20 protein-coding genes are annotated in these 20,108 nt (G+C 58.4%); 8 read left to right on the top strand and 12 right to left on the bottom strand.

The annotated features are described in order from the left end of the window. A partial coding sequence (locus ABI171_RS24300) for an autotransporter domain-containing protein (RefSeq protein WP_348095127.1) occupies nucleotides 1-248 on the top strand: 248 nt, incomplete at its 5' end. An 86-nt stretch (nucleotides 249-334) separates the two neighbouring features. Here ABI171_RS24300 and ABI171_RS24305 read toward each other — a convergent pair. After that, complete coding sequence (locus ABI171_RS24305; protein WP_348095128.1) at nucleotides 335-1,495, bottom strand: saccharopine dehydrogenase C-terminal domain-containing protein; 1,161 nt, start codon at nucleotides 1,493-1,495, stop codon at nucleotides 335-337. Nucleotides 1,496-1,643: 148 nt separating this feature from the next. On the opposite strand from ABI171_RS24305, the gene ABI171_RS24310 reads away from it, so the two are divergent. The 6 genes from ABI171_RS24310 (at nucleotide 1,644) to ABI171_RS24335 (ending at nucleotide 5,947) form a co-directional block, all read left to right on the top strand. Beyond that, on the top strand, nucleotides 1,644-2,090 hold the full coding sequence (locus tag ABI171_RS24310) for an Lrp/AsnC family transcriptional regulator (protein WP_348095129.1): 447 nt from the start codon (nucleotides 1,644-1,646) through the stop codon (nucleotides 2,088-2,090). Nucleotides 2,091-2,493: 403 nt separating this feature from the next. Then, on the top strand, nucleotides 2,494-3,549 hold the full coding sequence (locus tag ABI171_RS24315) for a permease (protein ID WP_348095130.1): 1,056 nt from the start codon (nucleotides 2,494-2,496) through the stop codon (nucleotides 3,547-3,549). A 79-nt stretch (nucleotides 3,550-3,628) separates the two neighbouring features. Continuing rightward, nucleotides 3,629-4,054: a DUF1801 domain-containing protein gene (locus tag ABI171_RS24320; protein WP_348095131.1), complete on the top strand. Its 426-nt coding sequence runs from the start codon at nucleotides 3,629-3,631 to the stop codon at nucleotides 4,052-4,054. A gap of 73 nt (nucleotides 4,055-4,127) precedes the next feature. Beyond that, nucleotides 4,128-4,898, top strand: a complete 771-nt coding sequence (locus tag ABI171_RS24325; protein WP_348095132.1) for a nucleotidyltransferase domain-containing protein — start codon at nucleotides 4,128-4,130, stop codon at nucleotides 4,896-4,898. A 55-nt stretch (nucleotides 4,899-4,953) separates the two neighbouring features. After that, complete coding sequence (locus ABI171_RS24330; protein WP_348095133.1) at nucleotides 4,954-5,334, top strand: VOC family protein; 381 nt, start codon at nucleotides 4,954-4,956, stop codon at nucleotides 5,332-5,334. Nucleotides 5,335-5,344: 10 nt separating this feature from the next. Then, nucleotides 5,345-5,947 (top strand): hypothetical protein, encoded by a 603-nt coding sequence (locus tag ABI171_RS24335; RefSeq protein WP_348095134.1) that lies wholly within the window; start codon nucleotides 5,345-5,347, stop codon nucleotides 5,945-5,947. A gap of 34 nt (nucleotides 5,948-5,981) precedes the next feature. Here the strand turns inward: ABI171_RS24335 and ABI171_RS24340 are convergent, their stop codons facing one another. Beyond that, a complete protein-coding gene (locus tag ABI171_RS24340) occupies nucleotides 5,982-7,262 on the bottom strand; it encodes an MFS transporter (RefSeq protein WP_348095135.1) in 1,281 nt (426 codons plus the stop codon). Nucleotides 7,263-7,404: 142 nt separating this feature from the next. Between ABI171_RS24340 and ABI171_RS24345 the strand changes: the two genes are divergently transcribed. Beyond that, nucleotides 7,405-8,331, top strand: a complete 927-nt coding sequence (locus ABI171_RS24345; RefSeq protein WP_348095136.1) for a LysR substrate-binding domain-containing protein — start codon at nucleotides 7,405-7,407, stop codon at nucleotides 8,329-8,331. Here the strand turns inward: ABI171_RS24345 and ABI171_RS24350 are convergent. The 10 genes from ABI171_RS24350 to ABI171_RS24395 form a co-directional block, all read right to left on the bottom strand. After that, nucleotides 8,309-8,866, bottom strand: coding sequence for a GNAT family N-acetyltransferase (locus ABI171_RS24350; RefSeq protein ID WP_348095137.1), 558 nt, complete (start codon nucleotides 8,864-8,866; stop codon nucleotides 8,309-8,311). The two genes, ABI171_RS24345 and ABI171_RS24350, sit on opposite strands and share 23 nt — an antisense overlap. 28 nt (nucleotides 8,867-8,894) lie before the next feature. After that, nucleotides 8,895-9,614, bottom strand: coding sequence for a helix-turn-helix transcriptional regulator (locus ABI171_RS24355; RefSeq protein WP_348095138.1), 720 nt, complete (start codon nucleotides 9,612-9,614; stop codon nucleotides 8,895-8,897). Nucleotides 9,615-9,741: 127 nt separating this feature from the next. After that, on the bottom strand, nucleotides 9,742-10,710 hold the full coding sequence (locus ABI171_RS24360) for an AraC family transcriptional regulator (RefSeq protein WP_348095139.1): 969 nt from the start codon (nucleotides 10,708-10,710) through the stop codon (nucleotides 9,742-9,744). Between the two features lie 19 nt (nucleotides 10,711-10,729). After that, nucleotides 10,730-11,335: a LysE family translocator gene (locus ABI171_RS24365; protein WP_348095140.1), complete on the bottom strand. Its 606-nt coding sequence runs from the start codon at nucleotides 11,333-11,335 to the stop codon at nucleotides 10,730-10,732. Between the two features lie 228 nt (nucleotides 11,336-11,563). Then, nucleotides 11,564-12,190, bottom strand: coding sequence for a trimeric intracellular cation channel family protein (locus tag ABI171_RS24370; RefSeq protein ID WP_348095141.1), 627 nt, complete (start codon nucleotides 12,188-12,190; stop codon nucleotides 11,564-11,566). Nucleotides 12,191-12,380: 190 nt separating this feature from the next. After that, nucleotides 12,381-14,099, bottom strand: coding sequence for an ABC transporter ATP-binding protein (locus ABI171_RS24375; RefSeq protein ID WP_348095142.1), 1,719 nt, complete (start codon nucleotides 14,097-14,099; stop codon nucleotides 12,381-12,383). An 8-nt stretch (nucleotides 14,100-14,107) separates the two neighbouring features. Continuing rightward, complete coding sequence (locus ABI171_RS24380; RefSeq protein WP_348095143.1) at nucleotides 14,108-15,289, bottom strand: ABC transporter permease; 1,182 nt, start codon at nucleotides 15,287-15,289, stop codon at nucleotides 14,108-14,110. A gap of 8 nt (nucleotides 15,290-15,297) precedes the next feature. Beyond that, nucleotides 15,298-16,236: an ABC transporter permease gene (locus ABI171_RS24385; RefSeq protein WP_348095144.1), complete on the bottom strand. Its 939-nt coding sequence runs from the start codon at nucleotides 16,234-16,236 to the stop codon at nucleotides 15,298-15,300. 19 nt (nucleotides 16,237-16,255) lie between these two features. Next, nucleotides 16,256-18,271, bottom strand: coding sequence for a M3 family metallopeptidase (locus ABI171_RS24390; RefSeq protein ID WP_348095145.1), 2,016 nt, complete (start codon nucleotides 18,269-18,271; stop codon nucleotides 16,256-16,258). A 76-nt stretch (nucleotides 18,272-18,347) separates the two neighbouring features. Continuing rightward, a complete protein-coding gene (locus tag ABI171_RS24395; protein WP_348095146.1) occupies nucleotides 18,348-20,099 on the bottom strand; it encodes an ABC transporter substrate-binding protein in 1,752 nt (583 codons plus the stop codon). Nucleotides 20,100-20,108 lie beyond the last annotated feature (9 nt).

Genomic DNA, 20,108 nt, shown 5'->3' on the forward strand with positions numbered 1-20,108 from the left:
CTTACGGCGCCTGGCAGCATGGCTTCAACAGCGGCAACCTGGATTTCAACGCCGCCTTCGTGGGCGCGCCGGCAGCCGGCTTCACCGTGCAGGGCATCGGCTTGCCGCGCAACAGCGGCTGGGCCGGCATCGGCATCATCACCGCGGTCAGCAGCAAGTGGAGCTGGTATGGCAATTACGACGCGCAATTCGGCAAGGGCGGCGTGGTCAACAATGTGTTCTCGGTTGGTGCAAGGATGGCCTTTTAATCTTCTAACCCGCCAAGCAAAAGGCCGGTATGACTCTTGCGAGTCATACCGGCCTTTTTATCAAGTACTGTCGTTTTGCGACTAGCTTAGGCAACCGCTTTCAATTGCTTGAAATCGGTGTTGCTGGCCGGCGCAAAGCCGCCATGGGCAGGCGCGTGGCTGGCGTAGAACTGACCAAAGCGATTGCCCAGGAAGTCAGCCAGGGTCGCTTGTTCCTGACGCACGAAACCGCTTTGCGGCAACACGCCGGTCACCACCAGGTCGACCATTGCGCAAATGCCTGCCGCTGTAGTCAGCTGGATCGCCGACAGCAGCTGACCATTCACGTATTGGCTGTAAGTCTTCTTGGCATAGGTTTCTTGCTCAAGACGGCCATCGCGCATGCCGCTGACGCTGACGAAAGTCAGCACCACGTCTTGCTTGGTGATCGGGATCGAAGTTTCCAATACTTCCTTCAGGATCGGACGACGTTCCAGCTTGCCCAGTTGCAGATCGCGCACCAGGATCTTGATGATGTCGCGATGCCCCGGATAACGCACGGTCTTGTAATCCAGATTCTGGATCCGGCCTTGCCAGGTTTCGCACAAAGTGCCCAGGCCGCCCGACGTATTGAAGGCTTCGTAGTCGATGCCGTCCAGCGAGAAATGTTCCAGCTCTTCCAGCGGCGAGGTTTCGCGCAGGGTGCCGTCGACAATCGCTTCGCAAGGATTGCAGTACTCGTTGATCAGGCCGTCGGTGCTCCACGTCAGATTGTATTTGAGCGCATTGCTTGGGAAGGTCGGCAGGGCGCCCACGCGCATTTTTACGTCATGCAAAGTTTCGAAGCGGTTCGCCACATCGTTCGCCACAATCGAAATGAAGCCTGGCGCCAGGCCGCATTGCGGCACAAAGGCGGTAGTCGAATCATGTGCGATCGATTTGACGAAACGGGTGCTTTCGACATCTTCAGTCAGGTCGAAATAGTGCGAATGCGCTGCCTTTGCCGCTGCCGCGATGACCGGCGTCAGGAAGTAAGGACAGGCCGACAGGGTAACGTCATGGCCGCTGATCAGCTTGGTTACGGTAGGCGCATGCGAAATGTCCGCCAGAATCGTGGTCACATTCGGAAAACCTGCTTGCTTGACGTATTCCAGGCGCTGCGGATCGCGGTCGGCAACGGTCAGGATATAGTCGCCGGTGTGCGACAACAGGTTGAGGATGGCATCGCCGATTTTGCCGGCGCCTAGAAGTATCAGTTTGGTAGTCATGTCGTCGCTCACTCTTGGTTATAGTTAATGCTGCTGTTTCTGCTACAACCATTGTAAATTTAAGCAAAGTCAGATAATAGAGTGTAGATAGTCGTCAAAATGTATAATAACGATACACTTTGACGAATATTAGAGATGGATTGTCGCGATGAGAGAGAAACTCGACGAAGTCGACCACAAAATCCTGGCCTTGCTGATGGACGATGCCCGGCTTTCCATGGCCACCATCGCCAAGCGTGTCGAGATTGCCCGCACCACTGCGATAGCGCGCCTGGCTGCAATGGAAAAGAAGGGCGTGATCGCCGGTTACGGCGTGCGCCTGGACCTGGAGCTGTACCAGCCGGCGGTGCGTGCTTACGTCGGCATTTCCATTGATTCCCGCAATGCACCACTTCTGGTGCAACAGTTGCAGAAAATGTCACAAGTAGAAACCTTGTGTGCGGTGAGCGGCGTGATCGACTATATGCTTACCCTGCGCTGCCAGTCGACCGATGAGCTGGACCGCTTGCTGGACCAGATCGGCGCCATGGAAGGCGTGCGGCACACCTCGACCTCGATCATCCTGAGTAAACGGATTGACCGCGGGCCGATTTGATTTTCCTGGAAGATATGTGGTTTATCTATAACTGTTATACAAATAATAAAGCAGACACGAATGCTGCACTGCCATATAGTTACACCTGTCTCCTCCAACACCTCCTAAGGTTTGGATTCAACCCGCTACCGCAAGGTCAGGCGGGTTTTTTTTTGCCTCGATAGATGTCGCAGCGATTTATCAGGCTTGCGCAGCCAGCAAGTCTTTCAATACTGTCTCCAGTCCTACCTTGCCTTTGCGTGCAGGTCCGGCGAACTCGATCCAGCCTTGATTGAAGCCATCCAGCATTTGCAAACGGCTACGTGGTGCAGTTATGCTGGGTGTAGTTGTGTTGAGCGTTTTATGTTGAGCGTTTATGTTGAGTTATGATGCGCTGTTATTTTCAACTAACCAAGACTTAGCCATGAACACTCTTTCTACCCCATCACCCGCAAGAGGCTGGTCGTTCTGGTGGAAGCCGGCCTTGTTTGTACTGGTCGCCGTCGTCGGCCTGTACTACGTCAAATGGTCTCCCTATTATTTAAAGTCTTTCGTCGCCGCCGACAAACACAGTATCGGCGGCTCGATCCTCAACGATAACCCTGGCGCGCCGCTCGCCGCAGCACTGACCTATGCCAAGGTATATTTCCTGGCGATCTGGAAAGCTGCGGTGCTGGGCGTGATTCTGGGTTCCTTGCTGCAAGTGCTGATCCCGCGCGACTGGCTGTTGCGCCTGTTCGGCGGTAGCAGCTTGGGTTCTGCCTTGCGCGGCGGCCTGTTTGCCCTGCCTGGAATGATGTGCACCTGCTGCGCCGCACCGGTGGTTGCCGGCATGCGCCGCCAGCAAGTTTCGGTGGGTGCTGCGCTGGCCTTCTGGATCGCCAATCCGGTGCTGAATCCGGCGACATTGCTGTTCATGGGCTTCGTGCTGGGCTGGGGTTTCGTTGCCTTGCGGTTGGTCGCAGGCATAGCGCTGGTGCTAGGCGTTTCCTTGATCGCCCAGCGTATTTCACGCCCCGAGCAAATGCCCGAGGCGGCGCTGGAAGCCGTGGTCGCCGCCAGCACGCCCGATCAGAAAGATTTCCTGGCGCGCTGGGCGCGCACCCTGTGGCAACTGTTCTGGAGCACCATCCCTGTCTATATTTTGGCGGTACTGGTAATGGGCGCAGCGCGGGTCTGGCTGTTCCCCCACGTCGACGACGCCATGGGCAACGGTTTGCTCTGGCTGCTGCCGATGGCGATTGTCGGCATGCTGTTCATGATTCCGACCGCAGCTGAAATTCCTATCGTGCAGACCATGCTGTCGCTAGGCATGGGCATGGCGCCCGCAGTGGCGCTGCTGATGACGTTGCCAAGCGTAAGCCTGCCGTCGCTGCTGATGTTGCGTAAGGATTTTGATGGCAAGGTGCTGGTGGTGGTGGCGTTGTTGACGGTGCTGGTGGGTGTGATGAGCGGGTTGGTGGGTGCTCTGGTGCTTTAACGCGCGGTTGGCTGCCGGCTGTTCGTCTGCCTGTCGCTAAACTTGATGCACCACTTACATCCGGAATCAGGGGATATCCATGAAGCCGATCGAGAACGATGCTGTAGCGCAGACCTTCGAGGCGTATCCGCAGAAAATACGACGCAAGCTTCTGGTATTGCGGCAGCTTATTTTCGATACGGCGGCAAGCACAGATGGCGTCGGCGAGATTGAAGAAACCCTGAAATGGGGTGAACCAGCCTACCTCACCAGCCGGAGCAAGAGCGGCAGCACGATCCGGCTCGGCTGGAAGAAATCCAGCCCTGCGCAATACGGAATCTACTTCCATTGTCAGACAAATCTGATCGCTTCGTTCCGCACCGCGTTCCAGGACGATTTCAAGTTTGAAGGAAACCGCTGTATCTACTTCGAAGAAAATGATGTCGTTCCGGTTGACGTACTGGAGTTATGCATCGCCGTGGCGCTCACATATCATCGGCGCAAAACCGGACCCCAAGCCGGTTGATAACGATAAGACTGTCCTTGGCAGATCTTGACAATCTTGGCACACTGAGTTTTTGTCATATCGGGAGTGTCAGGTGTTGAAGCATGAAGGCGTTGACGAACTCGGGTTTATCCTGACAGTCGGAAATGGGCCTGTCCAGCCAGAGTTCCAGGCATTGGTCGAAGATGTGCTCGCCACGCTAATTACCCAAATCGGAAATTCAATCCATGGCATCTATTTGTACGGCAGCATTGCCCGTGGCGACGCTGTCCTTCGCAGCTCCGATCTTGACGTGACAATAGTGCTGCGTCAGGTGGCATTGCCCGATCAAGATCTGTTGATCAAATCCATGCGCCGAACTCTGCAAGATGCCCACCCCGAGGTCGTCAAAATCGACTTCGATATAGGCGTTCTCGCAGACGTCACCGCTGCCGACAAGGTAAATAGCTGGGGGTACTGGTTCAAGCATCATTGCCGCTGTATTTGGGGAATCGATCTGGCGGTCGATTACGCGCCGTTCAAGCCGTCAAAGGCGATTGCACTGGCTGTCAATGGCGACTTCCATGAAATTCTGGATGGCTATGCCGAGCGAATTGAAAACGCATCCGATCAGGTCGAAGCTCAGCATTTGAAGAGAGCTGCTGCACGAAAACTGATTCGAGCGACGAATATTTTACGACCAGACTGCGAGCAATCCTGGCCACAGGGTTTGAGCAGTCATGTGGATTTATTTTTGAAGTCGTATCCGGCTATGGCGGATTCCATAAGCTATTTTTTGGCGGAAGCGAACGGTACGTATGGCACTCCTTACGAATTTGTTGCGCGTCTGCGTACATTCGCTCTTTGGCTGCGAGCGCAGCATTAATACATATTGCAAACCTGCATAAAAATCCGGATTGCCAATTTTACATGGGCCAAACATGCTTCATCACATTTCACTAGGCGTTCGCGACCTTGCGCATTCAAGCGCATTCTATGACGCAGCCCTTGGCGCGCTGGGCTTTCGTCGTGTGTTCGAGGATGCGACTGCGGTTGGCTACGGTCTGATTGACGGCCAGGATCTGCTCTGTCTCAAGCTTCGCCTTGAGGCTGCACCTCCCGGGCCAGGCTTTCACTTGGCATTTTCTGCGCCGTCACGTTCCGCCGTCGATGTTTTCCATGCTACCGCACTGGCCGTCGGCGGGCACGATAACGGTGCGCTGGGTTTGCGCCCTGAATATGGAGACAACTACTATGCGGCTTTCCTGGTGGATCCCGATGGCCACAGGATCGAGGCGGTTATCAATGCGAATGACAGGTAAGCGGTAACTCATGACTTGCACAAAACATGTCTTGCTTTGCGCCCTGCTATTTGGGGCGATGGCCGGTGCGCGGGCCGAATCTTTGCCAAACAACATACTCAAGCAAATTCCGGTGGGTTATTCCGTGCTGTCCTTCAAGGGCGGCGAACTGAACGACGATAAGCTGGAAGACTTTCTGGTGGCGCTACATAAAGCCGATGAAAAGGCCATCGCCGATAAAACCGGTAAAGCCCCACGCCGTCCGTTGCTGCTGTTTGTCCAGAATGCCGATGGCGGCTACACGCTGGCCGGACGCAACGACCACGTCATTTTTGCCATCGACGAGGGCGGCCAGTGCGACCCGTTTGAAGATGGTGAAGATGGCCTGGCAATCAGGAATCACTATTTCACCGTGCAAAACGGCGTCGCTTGCGGCTCCCATTGGACCGACTACATCACATTCCGCTACGAACCGAAAATGCACGACTGGATTTTCTACAAGCGCATCAGCGAAAACTGGGTCATGAACAATAGCAATGATCCCAATGCCGAAGCGCTTGTTTTAGGAGGCCGGCGCGCTGAAAGCGGAAAGGGAAAACCGCTGGTGCCATTTGCAAAATACAGCGCGGATTAAACCGCGCTTGTGGTTATCAAATACCTGCTTCTCTTCAAACTGTCTGGCAAACCAGCGTCGTTTGCACCGGTTTCGGAAAAAACTGCAAAGCGATGATTGCCAAAACACTCCCCAGCAGCCACACACCTGGCCAGCTGGTCAGCGTGAGGATGTGCGGAATCGCCAGCGGGGTCAGGAAGCACATCACGAACACGCTGGTGTTCGCCATGCCAAGCGCGGTACCGGCGTTGCGGGCACCGGCGATCGTCGCCAGTTCGGTGTACGCCACGCCATGCCAGGCCGAGACGCAAATGCCGGTGATCACCAGCATCGCGATCAGCAGCAGTGCCATGAGCGGCGAAACCGTAGGCAACTGGCCTGCGACTGCCACCAGTGCAGCGAGTGCTGCGAAAGCGCCTGCAACCGAGATGGTACAGAAACGCAGGAACTCCCGGCGATTTCGATTGCGGTCGGTCCAGCGGCCGCTCCAGACCCGTATGATCATGGCGCCGACTTGCAGCGTTGCCATGGAGGCGGTGATGACGGCGATGCCGGCGTGGCTGAAATCGTGCAGGAATACCGTGCCGAAGGACAGTATCGCAAACTGCGGCGCACAGAGGACGCCGATGGCGACGACGATACTCCACAGCTGGCGATCTTTTAATGGGGCTGGCCCTGTGAGCGGTGGTTTGCCTGCATGGCCTGATGTTTTATTTATTGTCGCCGTAGCTGGTTCATGCAGCCAAAGCCAGGTGAAAAACAAGGTCACCATACAGAACAAGGCAAGTACGCCATACACCGCGGCGAAGCCGAGATGGGCGGCCAGGCTTGGCAGGATCAGGGCGCCAATAGCGCCACCCAGCGGCACGGCGGTCTGGCGGATGCTCATGGCCATGCCGCGTTCGTTTTCGCCGAACCAGGTCATGACGGCGCGGCCACTGGAACCGTTGACGCTGCCGCCCAGCAAACCGACCAGCAGCAGTCCGGCGGCCAGCAGTGGCAAGCCAGGAATGTAGCCTGCAACCGGCGCCACGAACAGTGCCATCAACGCCAGTGCCGTTGCCGTAGAGGCAAGGCCTGTCAGCAGCACAGGACGGTCGCCCCAACGGTCGGTCAGCAGGCCCCAGGGCAATTCGCTGATAGCGATGCCGAGACCCATCAGGCCCAATACCAGGCCCAGCTCGGAATTGCCAAGATGATAACTGGAGCGCATCAAGACGGCTGATGTCGGAATGCCGCTGAATGCGGCTGAAAAACTGGCGTTGGCGGCGACGCCGACGCCCAGCACTTTCCAGCGATGGCGACGGTTATTGCTCAAATCTCTTGATTGAGACATCGGAATTCTCCTGTGAGGGTAGGGGCTGGCAAGGTAATCAGGGCATCAAGTTTTTACCGCTTGCAGCAAGTATTGCTTTGTACGATACTTTTGAATATCAGATAGTTTTGAATCGATAGTTTTGAAAAACGGGATGATCGTCATGCGGCAAATTAGCTTTGACCTGGATGTACTGCGTACCTTCACCACCGGTATCGACCTCGGCAGCTTCGCCAAGGCCGCCGACCGGTTGGGGCGTTCGACCTCTGCCGTGAGCGCACAACTGAAAAAACTGGAAGAACAGGCCGGTGCGCCGATTTTTCGTAAGGCCGGGCGCGGCCTGGCGCTGACCGAGGCCGGTCAGACCTTGCTGGGCTATGCCCGGCGCCTGCTGGAGTTGAATGACGAAACCGCTAGCGCGGTGCGCGGGGTCGAGCTGGAAGGGGAGGTGCGGCTGGGCTTGCAGGAAGATTTCGGCGAAGCGCTGCTGTCGTCGGTGCTGGGACGTTTCATGCGCGCCCATCCGAAGGTGCGGATCGAAGTCTGTGTGGCGCGCAGCACGGATTTGCGGGAGCGGGTAACGATGGGCCGTATCGATCTCGCCTTGCTGTGGGAGTGCGTCGCGCCGGCGTTGAATGGCGAGCGAGTGGCCGACCTGCCTCTGTGCTGGATCGGTCCGGCGCAGAATGGCGCCAGCTGGAACCTGCCGGCCGACGAACAGGAACTGGCGACGGCGGCCGGCGCGCCAATTTCACTGGTGCTGCTGGATGCGCCCTGCTTGTTGCGCGATATGGCCTCGAATGCCTTGGATGGCGCCGGCATACCTTGGCGTCATGCGTTCACCAGCGCCAGTTTGTCGGCATTGTGGGCGGCCTCGGCAGCCGGCCTCGGCCTCACGGTGCGGACGCCGATCGGCATGCCTGCGAGCTTGCGCATCATCGATCCGCAAGAAGCCGGCTTGCCGCGCCTGCCGTCGATAGGCTTGTCGCTGTATCGGGCGCAGACAATAGCGGGGCCGGCTGTGAACCGGCTGGAGGAATTGTTGCTGCAAGCCGTGCAAGAAGCCGTCAAGCGGGTGACTGCGGCGTGAGGTGCGTTGATGTCGACGCTGTCCCTGGCGCCAGCCAGGCCATCATCAGGTCGACCAGATAACTGCCGTCCGCCAGCTTGATGCGCTTGTCAAAGCGGCCTTCGAGCACAAAGCCGAAATTTTCATACAGCCGCCGCGCCGCCGTATTCTGCTCGCGCACGCGCAATTCGATTCTTTCTACATGCGGCTGCTGCTGCACCCATTGCATCAATGCTTGCATCAGTGCTGTGCCGACTCCCTGGCCTTCCGAGCCGGGATGCACAACCATGCTGCCGAGCGTGAAGACGTGCGCCAACGCTTTACGCGAGGCCACCGGTTCGAGCACCGCATGGCCGACGATCGCACCGTCCTTTTCTGCAATCAGATAGCAGCCGAGGCCATCAAGCGCACGGATTTTGTCGGCATAGGCGGTTTCTCTCAACTCGTCGGGATGCGACGCCAGGCGGCCCGGCGTCTCGGCGATCCGCCGCTCCGCCGCACACAAAATGGGGGCATCGGTTTCCCTTGCAGGACGGATGCGGTATGTCTTTTGCATTTGCTTTGTTCCTGATCTCGATAGCGGTCTACGTGCCGGCAGCGGCCACCGCAAGCGCATTTTCATCGATGTCTAGTTGCGCTTTCAAGCCCGCCCATCCCTTCGGCGTAACCTGGATCGCGCGCGACGATTTGAGGCGCCGCAGCCAGCCTGCCGCGCATAACGCGCTCAGCAATTGCACCCCCAGCGGACCGGCCAGATGATGCGTGCGCTCGGTCCAGTCCAGGCATTGGCGGGCGAGGCCGTAGCGGGTCGGCTTGAGTGCGGCGACGTCTACGCCGAGCGCCATGAACCATGCGCTGCCGATAGCTGACAAGGAAAATTGCTTGTTCGTTCCGGGCACGATAAATTGTTTCTCCTGCATGGCCTGGGTGACGGCGACGCCGAGCTGCCCGGCCAGGTGATCATAGCAGCAACGGGCAAAGCGCAAGTCCTGGGCCGCACGGTTCAAGGGCCGGCGACGCACTGCCGATACGGAGCTGATCGCGGCCAGGCGTTCAATCGCATCGGCCACGTGCGTATCCATCAATCGATAATAACGATGCCGGCCTTGCTGCTCGCAGCTGAGCAAGCCGCCGTTGAGCAGCTTGGCCAGATGGGCGCTGGCGGTTTGCGCCGTCACGCCCGCGGCTCGCGCCAGTTCGCCGGCGGGCAGCGCGCAACCGTCGACCAAGGTCATCAGCATGGTGGCGCGCGCCGGATCGGCAATCAAAAATGCGACAGAGGATATATTCGGTTGGGCTGACATGCCTGGGCCTCCTGGGATTTTGCAGCGTGGCCGCAGCGATTGCGGTTTGCCGTCACTACAGTATAGACCCGGAATCAGGCTGCATGCTTCGATGTCTGACGAAGCATGCACGCAGACGGCCAGTGCTTCAAAGCGGTACTATCGGAATGCAGATATCGCATTCGAAGGCGCCGGTTTCCGCGTCGTAACGGCCGTCTATCGGGTAATACTCGAAGCAAGGGCGGGCATCAAGCTGCATGCCGCTGGCGGGCAGCCAGTCGCGTAGCAGGTGGGTCCAGCTATCGCCTATATCGCTGCCGGTGCCGAAATAGCGCGCCGCCGCGTAGCTGCCGCCGGGGATGACGGTGGTGAAGCAAGGGCCGCTGGCGACAAATCCGGCGGGCACTTCGACACAGGCATCGTAGCGGCATTTGTCGGCGCTGGTGATGCCCGGGTCGTCGTGGCTGATGCCGTAGCGCGGCTTGCCGAACAGGTCGTTGGTTTCCATCCAGGGGCTGACGATCTTGTGCCAGAATTCCGAGATCGGCTGGCCGTAAGGGCCGATGTAGCGCAGGTAGGCGATCTTGACCGGCGCACGCTCAATGACTTTTACTTTCATGGGAATCTCCATAAATGATTGCGGGGAGTTCTCATGATCGGCCAAGTCTGCGCCGCTTTCCTGATCCTGCTTGCCAAGCGCCTGACCAGGATTGCTCTTCTGCACGGTTTCCTTGTTGCGGATCGCCGCAAGCTGGCTGGCCCAGTTATCGGACTGGCCCCGGCGCCACTCGGTGGCGGTGCAGCCGAAGCGGCCTTTGAAGGCGCGTGCAAAGGCCTCGGCCGAGCCGAAGCCGACCGATAAAGCAACATCCAGGATCGACGCTCCCGGCTGCGCGATGAGCCGTAATGCAGCCATTTCGAGCCGACGCCGGCGCAGGTAATCGCCAAAGGTTTCGCCCGTCCAGGCAGCGAACAGGCGGTGGAAGTGGAAAGAAGAAAAATGGGCCACTTCGGCCAGCGTGCCCAGTTCCAGCGCCTGGTCCAGGTGCTGGTCGATATGTTCTTGTACCTTATGCATGCGGCGGGCGTAGATCGCCTGGTTTTCCTGTGAGCTCATGGTCTTTGTCAGTCCCCGCTCAGCGCGTCGCCAGCATGATGCCGACGCCGACCATCATGCCGCCCGAGGCACGCTCAAGGCTGGTTTTGGCGCGCGACGAACGGAACAGCTTGCGCGCCAATTCAGCCAGCAGCCCATAAGCGACCACGATCGCGAGCATGACGCCGATAATGATGGCGCACAGGATCAGGTAGCTGGATAGAGTGACGCCGGCGACATTGATCACGCCCGGCAACAGCGCCATGTAGAAAGCAATGGCTAGCGGATTGGTGATGGTCATGGCCAACCCCAATCCGATCTCGACGCCGGCGCTTGCGGCGGGTGTTTCGGTTGCGCCGGCTAGCGCCTTGCCGGCTTTGCGCCATTTTTTCGCACCCAGCCAGATCAGATAAGCGGCGCCCGCATATTTCAGCGTAACGAAGGCCGGCCCGAGGATGGCCAGCAAAGCACTCAGGCCGATGACGGCAGCACTCAGCATGATCAGCTTGCCGATAATGATCCCGCCTGCCAGCGGCAAACTGCTGCGCAAGCCGCCGGAAAGGGAGCGTGACAGCAGGGCGGCGATTTCCGGTCCGGGAAGGGCTGCCGATGCCGCAAAAGCTAGCAAGAAGATAACGTATTGCATAAGGTTTTGTATCCGGATTTACTCTTGTTCGAGCAGCAATATTAGTCCGTGGCATGGCGTTGCGCTACTGCTTTTTGATTGACGGCCATACGTCTCAGACCGGATCTGAAAAATCAGACTCTGATCCGTGAATTGGCGGCAAAGGCGAAGCGCGCTCCAGGATGAGAGAGAACGACAGCGGCAAACCGATCCAGAAAATGGCGTTGCGCTGACGGGAACACCCGAGGATCAGGCACGTGGCAAATGCCAGCCGCGTGATACGGCAACCAAGCGCAGCGTAAAGCAAGCGAGGCCGCCGATAAAGGCTGCGGCGCCTGGAGACATGCCCAGGCGGCGCGCTGCCAATACGATAAAGGCCCCAAAAAATGCCGCCGTGGCATAGATATCCACCTGCAGAATCAATGGCACGCGAGACAGGAGAATGTCGCGCACCACACCGCCGCCGACGGCGGTAACGGTTCCCATCAGCATGGCGATAAATGGCCGGATGCCGAACAGGATGGCTTTTTCAACGCCGGCTACGGCAAATAGCGCGAGTCCGCCGGCGTCCAGCACCAGAAGCAGCGTTGGTGGAAATTCCTGGACTGTCGAATGGAACACGAAAGTCAAAAAGCCGGCCAGGAAAGTCAGCACCGGATAGCGCCAGTCGCGGATCGCATTCGGCGGCGTGGCGCCTATCAGCAGATCGCGTATGACGCCGCCGCCCAGCGCGGCGACGAATGAAATCACCATCACACCTAGCAGGTCGAGGCCGCCGCGCATCGCGCTCAGCGCGCCTTCGACGGCGAACGCCAGGGTGCCGATCAGGTCGGCGGCTACCACGATGGTTTCTGCTTTAAGCTTGAATTTGTACATGGTTTTCGGTGCCCGTTCCTGTCCTCTGTGGTGGCACGCTATAACGAAAGAAACGGCGCGTCAATCTATCTCACCCTGTAAACGAAAACGGGGTACAAGTCGCACTATGCAGCGCTGCTTGTACCCCTTTTGTACTTTTTACTCCGATTGTCAGACCCGCCGACAAATCTCAGGCAGAGGCCTGCTTTGCCTAGTTCTGCAAACCGCGTGGAATCGCACTCAACAACTGACGCGTGTAAGCATGCGTCGGGTTGTGATACAGCTCATCCGAGTTGGCCAGTTCCACCACTTTACCCTGATGCATCACCATCACCTGGTCGGCCAGGTATTTCACTACCGACAGATCATGCGAGATGAAAATGTAGCTCATGCCGAACTCTTCCTGCAAGTCCTGCAGCAGGTTCAGCACCTGCGCCTGCACCGAGACATCCAGCGCCGATACCGATTCATCGCACACCAGGATTTCCGGACGCAATGTCAGGCAGCGCGCAATCGCAATCCGCTGCCGCTGGCCGCCGGAGAATTCATGCGGATAGCGATGGTAGGCTTGCGGCGGCAAACCGACCTTTTGCAGCAGCTGCATCGCCATTTCGGTGCGTTCTTCATCGTTGCTGCCGATCTGGTGGATGCGCATCGGCTCCAGCAAGATCTGGCCGATGGTGAAACGCGGATTGAGCGAAGCGTAAGGGTTCTGGAAAATGATCTGGATCCGGCGCTTGTAGGACATGAAGTCCTTGTTGGACATGCCGATGATGTCCTTGCCCTCGAACAGCGCCTGTCCCGACGTGGCCTGGTGCAAACGCATTAGGGTCAGGCCGACGGTGGTCTTGCCGGAACCCGACTCGCCCACCACACCCAGGGTTTTGCCGCGCGCCAGTTTGAACGAAACATCTTGCACCGCTTTGAATTCCTTGCGGCCGAACAGGCCTTCGCGGAAATAAAAGCTCTTGCCAAGGTTGCGTACGTCCAGCAAGGTATCTTCCTGGCCGCTGCAGCCGCGGGTGCGTTCGCGCAGATCGAGGTCGGCGCCGTTGTGGCCGTTCATGTAATCGCTGATGACCGGCAAGCGCCACGGACGCGTATCGAGCGAAGGACGGCACATCAGCAGGGCCTTGGTGTACGGGTCTTGCGGTGCTTCAAAGATTTGCCGCACATCGCCTTTCTCACGCACTTCGCCGTGGCGCATGACGATGACTTCGTCCGCGATTTCGCCAACCAGCGCCAGATCATGGGTGATGAACAACACCGACATCTTGTGGCGTTTGCGCAGCGCTTCGATCAGGTCGATGATCTGTTTCTGGATCGTGACGTCGAGCGCGGTGGTCGGTTCATCGGCAATCAACAGCTTCGGTTCGCAGGCGATCGCCATGGCGATCATCACGCGTTGTTGCTGGCCGCCCGACATCTGGCTTGGATAAGCATCGATCTTGGTGGCCGGCGAAGGAATCCCGACTTCTTCCAGCAGCGCAATCGCACGGGCCCGCGCCTGTTTGGCGTTCATGCCCATATGCAGTTGCAGTACTTCAGCAATCTGGAAACCGACCGTGAACACCGGGTTCAGCGATGTCATCGGCTCCTGGAAAATCATCGAGATTTCCTTGCCGCACATGTCGCGCCGTTCCTCCAGCGACATGGCCAACAGGTTACGGCCTTCGAACTCGATCACGCTGGTAGGAGCGATGCTGGAATTATCCTTCGGCAGCAGGCCCATCACGGCCAGCGAGCTGACCGACTTGCCGCTGCCGGATTCGCCCACCAGCGCCACGGTGGTGTTGCGCGGAATGTCGAAGGAAATGCCCTTGACGGTTTCCACCATGGTCTTTTTATCGCTGCGGAAACTGACACGGAGGTCGCGCACGCGCAGAAGAGGCTGCGCGTTATCTTGTTGGGTTTGGTTAGTTGAGTCCATGATGTTTCCTATTTCAGCTTCGGATCAAGGGCGTCGCGCAGCGCGTCGGTGAACAGCGAGAACGCGGTCACCAGGATCGCCATGGCGATACTCGCAGCCGCCAGCTGCCACCATTTACCCAGAATTAATTCGTTTTGTGCTTCGTTCAGCATGCTGCCCCAGGAGACCACGCCGACCGGCACGCCGAAACCGAGGAAGCTCAAGATCACTTCCGACTTGATGAAGCCGACCACCGAGATCGACAGCTGCACCAGCGAGACGTGGCTGACGTTAGGGAAGATATGGCCGAACATCTTGCTCCAGTGGCTGGCGCCGATGGCATCCGCCGCCATCACGTATTCACGCGACTTGTGCTTCATGTATTCAGCGCGGATCAGGCGATAGGTGCCGGTCCAGCCGGTCAGGCCGAGAATCAGCACGATCGCCGTCACGCCCTTTTGTTGCAGCACCGCGGCCACGGCCAGGATCAGCAACAGGTAAGGAATCGAGGTGAAGATGCTGTAGAACCAGTTGAACGCATCATCGATCCAGCCGCCGAAGTAGCCGGAGATCGCACCGAAGATGGTGCCCAGCGCCACCGCCAGCAAGGCCGAAACCAGGCCGACGATGATCGAGGTTTCTGCGCCCTTGATGGTTTTCTTGATGATGTCATGGCCCCATTTGTCGGCGCCGAACGGCAGCGTCTGCTTGCGGATCAAGGTGGCGCTAGTGCCTTTCTTGGCCAGCTCGGCGCGGATTTCCGCCATTTCAGCAGCCAGCGGATCGGCGATGCCGTAGTCGTTGGCGATCACCGGCGGCGGTGCTGCCGCGGTGCCGCTCTTGCGCAGGTCGCGCAAGATGTCGCGCAGCGGATCGACCGGATTTTCCGGCGGCGGCGCTTCGACTACCGCGTCGTTGTCGGAGAAGCCGCGCTCGGCGTCGGTTTGCGCGCCCATGAAGGTCGGCGGCGCGTAGTTGACGCCGACTTCCTTCGACCAGTCGCTGGCGATCAGGCCGCTGGCGGACAGCGCCAGCATGACCAGGTACAGGCCGACCACGGCCAGCGCCGCCATCGCCACATGATCGGCGCGCAGGCGGCGCCAGGCCAGGGCCCACAGGCCGGGTGAGTGGACGCTGGTCGCGGCGGTATTGAGTGCTACTGTGGTTGCCGGCGCCGCTTGGGTAGGGGCCGAATGTATACTTTGAGTCATGGCGGCTCCTACTTCAGTTGAACGCGTGGGTCGACAGCTTGGTACAGCAAGTCAGTCAACAGGTTGAATATCATGGTGGCGGCGGCGACATAAATCGTGATCGCCTTGATCACCGGGAAATCGCTGCGTTCAACAGCAAGGATCACTTCGCGGCCGATGCCTGGAATTGAGAAGAAGCGTTCGATCAGGAAAGCGCCGATCAGCAGGGCGGGCAGGTTCGACATGACGTTGGTGATGATCGGAATCGCGGCATTGCGCAACACGTGCACCCACAGGATGCGGCGTTCCTTGACGCCCTTGGCGCGTGCGGTGCGGACGTAGTCCTGATTGACTTCATCCAGCACGAAGGTACGGTACAGGCGCAGGCTAGGCGCGATACTCACCGCCAGCATGATCAGGATCGGCAGCAGCGAATAGTGGAACAGGTTTTCAGAGAAGCTGTTGCCCCAGCCTTGCACCGGGAACATGCCCAGCTTGTAGGCGAACCAGTATTGGAACAGGATGATGTAGACTAGGATGCTGACCGACATGCCGATGGTGCAAGCCACCATCACCGCGCGGTCGGTCTTGGAGCCGCGCACGAAGGCCACGGCCAGCGCCAGCGCCACCGCGATCAGGGTTTCCAGGATGGTCAGCGGGATCAGCACGGTCATCGACGGGCCGAGGCGGGTCAGGATGACATTGGCCACCGATTCACCGGTGCTCCAGCTGTTGCCGAAGTTGAAGGTGACGATCTGCTTGATGAAGATCCACAGCTGGATGTAATACGGCTGGTCGATGCCCAACTGGGTACGAATGTTGGCGATCTGTTGTGGGTTGGACATCTTCCCGGCCAGGATGTAGGCCGGGTCGCCCCCGACCCAGTTGAACAGGAAAAATACCAGTACGATAACGCCGAGCATGGTCGGCAGCATTTGCCAGAGTCGGCGCAGGATATAAGCGGTCATGATGGTTCCTTAGTCTGGCTTAATGCAGGCGCTGGCCTGAAATTTCGTCGAAGAATGCCTTGCTGTTCGGCTCGCGGCCGAGGAAGCTGCTGACCATCTCGCCGGCCGGCTTTTCGCCGCCGCGCGAGAGGATGTCTTTACGATACAGATGGCCGACTTCAGGGTTCATCAGCTTACCGTTATAACGCGACAGCATATCCAGCGCCAGCACTTCCGACCACATGTAGCCATAGTAGCCGGCCGCATAGCCGCCCATCAGATGGCCGAACTGGCCCGGGAACTCCGTGCCGGGCACATAACCTAATGGGGTTGCGCCTTCCATCTGTTGCCAGACTGCCAGCGGTTGTTCCTGGTCGGCCTTGTCGTTGTGGATGGTCATGTCGTAGCTCGCGTACAGCAACTGGCGCGCATAGCGTATGCCGCGGCCATAATTGTGGGCGGCGGTCAGGCGCGCCAGCAAGGCGTCGTCGATGGTCGGGCAAGCGCTCTTGCAGAAGCCGGCCAGCAATGTCAGCGATTCTTTGCGGCGGGCCCATTCTTCATACATTTGCGACGGCGCTTCGACGAAGTCGAGTTCGACATTGGTGCCGGCTTGCGCTACATATTTAGTGTGCGACAGCACGCCGTGCAAGACGTGACCGAATTCATGTACCAGGGTTTCCAGCTCGTCGCTGTTCAAGCCGCTGCGGTCCAGGTTGGTGACCAGGGTGGAGATCGGGGTGCGGTGGGCCAGGGTGCTGACGCCACGGGTGCCCCAGGCAGCGGCATGGCCGTATTTGCCTTCGCGCGGATAGAGGTCGAGATAGATGCCGGCGATACGTTCTTTGCTCTTGCTATCGATCACGTCGTAGTACTGGACTTCCGGGTCCCAGACCGGGACATCGACTCTTTTGAATTCAACGCCATACAAGGTGCCGGAAACATGCAGGACCCAAGGTACTGCGGCTTCGCTAGGGAAGTATTTGCGCAGGGCTTCCTGGTCGACGTTGTAGCGTGCCTGCTTGATCTTCTGTTGCCAGTATTCCGAATCCCAGCGCTCCAGCTTGGTATCGGCCAGCGGTGTTTTCAGGGCTTCGGATTTGAAGACGCGCAGTTCTTCGATTTCCTTGCGCTCCAGCTGGGTGACGGCGGTTTGCACTTCCGTCAGGAATTTTGCCACGGTTTGCGGGTTCTTGACCATGCGTCGCCGGGTCACCAGGTCGGCATAGCTTGGCAGGCCGAACAGGCCGGCCATTTCATGGCGCAGGTCCATCGCCTGTTTCAGGATTTCCAGGTTCTTTGGCGTGCCGTGATTGGTGAAAGCGATCTGGTAGCGGCGACGGGCGTCGCTGTTGTCGGCCGATTCCATGAACGGCTTGTAATCCGGGTACTCGAAGCCGAGCAGGTAGTTGCCTTTATCGTCGCGCTTGGCGCGGGCCAGGTAAGCGGCCGGCATGCCTTGCAATTCGGCCGGAGTGAAGGTGAGTTTCTGGTTATTGTCGCGGATGTTGCGCGCGAATTCCTGGCTCAGCTCGCCCAGCTTGTCGAGGATTTCCTTCATGCGTGCGCGCTTCTCGGGCGGCAGGGAAACGCCGGTGTCGTCGAAGCTGTACAGGATGTCCTGGCGCAGTTTTTGTTCGACCGGATCGGTCGGCTGGATGGCTTTGAAGCGGGCGTACAGCTTTTCGCTTTGCAGCAGGTCGGTGGCGAACTTGTTGGTTTCTATCAGGCAGGCTTCGGTGGTGCTGCGGACTTTTGCATCAGGCGAAACGTTGTTGAGGATATCGACCGGGCCTTGCAGGTCTTCCAGTGCGATTTGCAGGTCGTTCCATTCAGTCAGCACTTTCTTGCTGTCTTTGGCATGCGCCGGCGGCAATTTCTCCAGCATGGTGACGCGCTTGCGCAGGCCGTCCAGGGTAGTGCTGCAGAGAGTCGGGATCTCGTCTGCCTTGAGCAGCGGAATCAACGGGCGTTGCGCGCCTTGGGCGATTGCCTGGTTCATCATCAGCGTAAAAAACGCTGTGGTGACCGGCAAGAAAAGTGATGATGTTTTCATGCATTACCTCAAATTTGGGCTCGGTAAAAATTAACGGTTGTCGGATAAGCGGGTGGTTGTCCCACCCCGCAGTGCTTTATTTTTTTGGTCGTTTTTCGATATCGAAATACATCCATTCAGTAGGCATGACCGGATGCTTCTTGTAACCGATGACACGCGGCTGCGCGATCATGTTGCGGTAACGGGCATAACCGATGCGCGACGGTGCGTCGACTTCCAGGATGCGCGCCATCTTGTGATACAGCAGGTCGCGTTCCGGGCCATTCGGCAGTTTCTGCGAGGCGGCGTAGAGTTTGTCGTATTCAGGAATCTTGACGCAGCCGTTGTTGTTCTGGCCGACGTTCGGGCCGTAGAACAGCTGCATGAAATTGTCGCCGTCCGGATAGTCGGCAATCCATGGCGAGGTGCGGGTCTGGATTTGGCACTCTTTTTCCGCCTTGAGCAGGTCAGGGAAAGTCTTCAGGTCGCCGACCATGCGGATATGGATCGTGTCGTAGGTCTTTTTCCACATTTCCGATTGCTGCTGGCCGTTGGAGTCGGCGCGGGCCGAGTAGCGTATCGTTAGCGGTTTGCCGTCCGGCAGGGTGCGGTAGCCGTCCTTGCCGATCTTGTAGCCGAACTTGTCGAGCAGGGCGTTGGCGACTTCCGGTTCGTACTGGATGCTGCTCTTGTAGTCCGGGTCGTAGCCGACCACGCCAGGCGGGATCGGGTATTCCAGCGGCAGCCCTTCGTCGTTCCAGACTACCTTGAGTTCTTCGCGGACGTTGTGCGCCATGGCGATGGCGCGGCGCAGGGCGATTTTTTCCTTGCTCATGCCGCCCACTACCGGGTCTTGCATGTTCCAGTAGAAATAACTGATTTCGGGATCGACGATGCGTGACAGTTGCACGCCTTTTTTAACGAACTCGGGTTTCAGCTTGCCGCCGGACATGACCTGCGGCGCCAGCGGCCCTTGCAATTCGGTGATATCGACTTCATCGCCCTCGAACGCCAGCAGGCGCGATTGATCTTCCACCATCACGCTGATCTCGATGCGGCCGATTTGCGGCATGCGCTTGCCCTTCATCTTGGCCACGATGGCGGCGTCGCCAGGATCGGTGCTAGGCGCGAAATCCCAGGTATAGCCGCGGTAGTCGGGATTGGCGGTCAATATCATGCGTGAACCGCGAATCCATTGACTCAGGATGTAAGGGCCGGTGCCGACCGGATGGCCCATCACCGTGCCTTGGGCATCGCGGTATTTTTCAATGACTTCGCGGGCCACGGCGCTGGTTGGCTGGTGCGCGAGGATCATGCCGAGATTGAAGTCAGGCTGCTTCAAGTGGATGCGCAAGGTGTAGCGGTCCAGCAGTTCGAAGCCGGGGACGTTGGCGTCGTAGTCGAAATGGCCGGTTTTCTTGGCTTGCGCCGCCACTTCGTCGAGACCGATGACTTTACCTTCCAGCAGCCAGGTTTGCGGCGAGGCCAGTTGCGGATCGAACAGGCGCTTCCACGCATAGACGAAATCGGCCATGGTCAGTTCGCGCTTTTTGCCGTTGAACACCGGATCATCGGCAAAGTAGATGCCTTTTTTCAGGTGAATCGTGTAAGTCATGCCGTCGGCGCTGACTTCCGGCAGGGCTGCCGCTGCCGAAGGCATCAGCTTGGCCGGCCGCGCCAGGTATTCGTAGGCGAACAGCGTTTCAAATACCGACTGATTCACCAGTTGTGAATACAAGTCGCGCGTCACGGCCGGATCGAAACCGGTTTCCGGCGCCACGAACACAAAGCGCAATACCTTGTCGGGATCAGCCGGCGAGATTGGCGCCGCCGCGGCCGATGCATGCATCGGCAGGGC

This window comes from Collimonas sp. (assembly GCF_039923675.1).
Taxonomy (GTDB): domain Bacteria; phylum Pseudomonadota; class Gammaproteobacteria; order Burkholderiales; family Burkholderiaceae_D; genus Collimonas.

Bases quoted from the DNA above. Each gene is read 5' to 3' on its own strand.
- ABI171_RS24370 (WP_348095141.1), bottom strand. From the start codon at position 12,190: ATGTACAAATTCAAGCTTAAAGCAGAAACCATCGTGGTAGCCGCCGAC.
- ABI171_RS24335 (WP_348095134.1), top strand. From the start codon at position 5,345: ATGACTTGCACAAAACATGTCTTGCTTTGCGCCCTGCTATTTGGGGCG.
- ABI171_RS24360 (WP_348095139.1), bottom strand. From the start codon at position 10,710: ATGAGCTCACAGGAAAACCAGGCGATCTACGCCCGCCGCATGCATAAG.
- ABI171_RS24345 (WP_348095136.1), top strand. From the start codon at position 7,405: ATGCGGCAAATTAGCTTTGACCTGGATGTACTGCGTACCTTCACCACC.
- ABI171_RS24305 (WP_348095128.1), bottom strand. From the start codon at position 1,495: ATGACTACCAAACTGATACTTCTAGGCGCCGGCAAAATCGGCGATGCC.
- ABI171_RS24375 (WP_348095142.1), bottom strand. From the start codon at position 14,099: ATGGACTCAACTAACCAAACCCAACAAGATAACGCGCAGCCTCTTCTG.
- ABI171_RS24330 (WP_348095133.1), top strand. From the start codon at position 4,954: ATGCTTCATCACATTTCACTAGGCGTTCGCGACCTTGCGCATTCAAGC.
- ABI171_RS24320 (WP_348095131.1), top strand. From the start codon at position 3,629: ATGAAGCCGATCGAGAACGATGCTGTAGCGCAGACCTTCGAGGCGTAT.
- ABI171_RS24310 (WP_348095129.1), top strand. From the start codon at position 1,644: ATGAGAGAGAAACTCGACGAAGTCGACCACAAAATCCTGGCCTTGCTG.
- ABI171_RS24365 (WP_348095140.1), bottom strand. From the start codon at position 11,335: ATGCAATACGTTATCTTCTTGCTAGCTTTTGCGGCATCGGCAGCCCTT.
- ABI171_RS24340 (WP_348095135.1), bottom strand. From the start codon at position 7,262: ATGTCTCAATCAAGAGATTTGAGCAATAACCGTCGCCATCGCTGGAAA.
- ABI171_RS24395 (WP_348095146.1), bottom strand. From the start codon at position 20,099: ATGCATGCATCGGCCGCGGCGGCGCCAATCTCGCCGGCTGATCCCGAC.
- ABI171_RS24380 (WP_348095143.1), bottom strand. From the start codon at position 15,289: ATGACTCAAAGTATACATTCGGCCCCTACCCAAGCGGCGCCGGCAACC.
- ABI171_RS24355 (WP_348095138.1), bottom strand. From the start codon at position 9,614: ATGTCAGCCCAACCGAATATATCCTCTGTCGCATTTTTGATTGCCGAT.
- ABI171_RS24385 (WP_348095144.1), bottom strand. From the start codon at position 16,236: ATGACCGCTTATATCCTGCGCCGACTCTGGCAAATGCTGCCGACCATG.
- ABI171_RS24315 (WP_348095130.1), top strand. From the start codon at position 2,494: ATGAACACTCTTTCTACCCCATCACCCGCAAGAGGCTGGTCGTTCTGG.
- ABI171_RS24350 (WP_348095137.1), bottom strand. From the start codon at position 8,866: ATGCAAAAGACATACCGCATCCGTCCTGCAAGGGAAACCGATGCCCCC.
- ABI171_RS24390 (WP_348095145.1), bottom strand. From the start codon at position 18,271: ATGAAAACATCATCACTTTTCTTGCCGGTCACCACAGCGTTTTTTACG.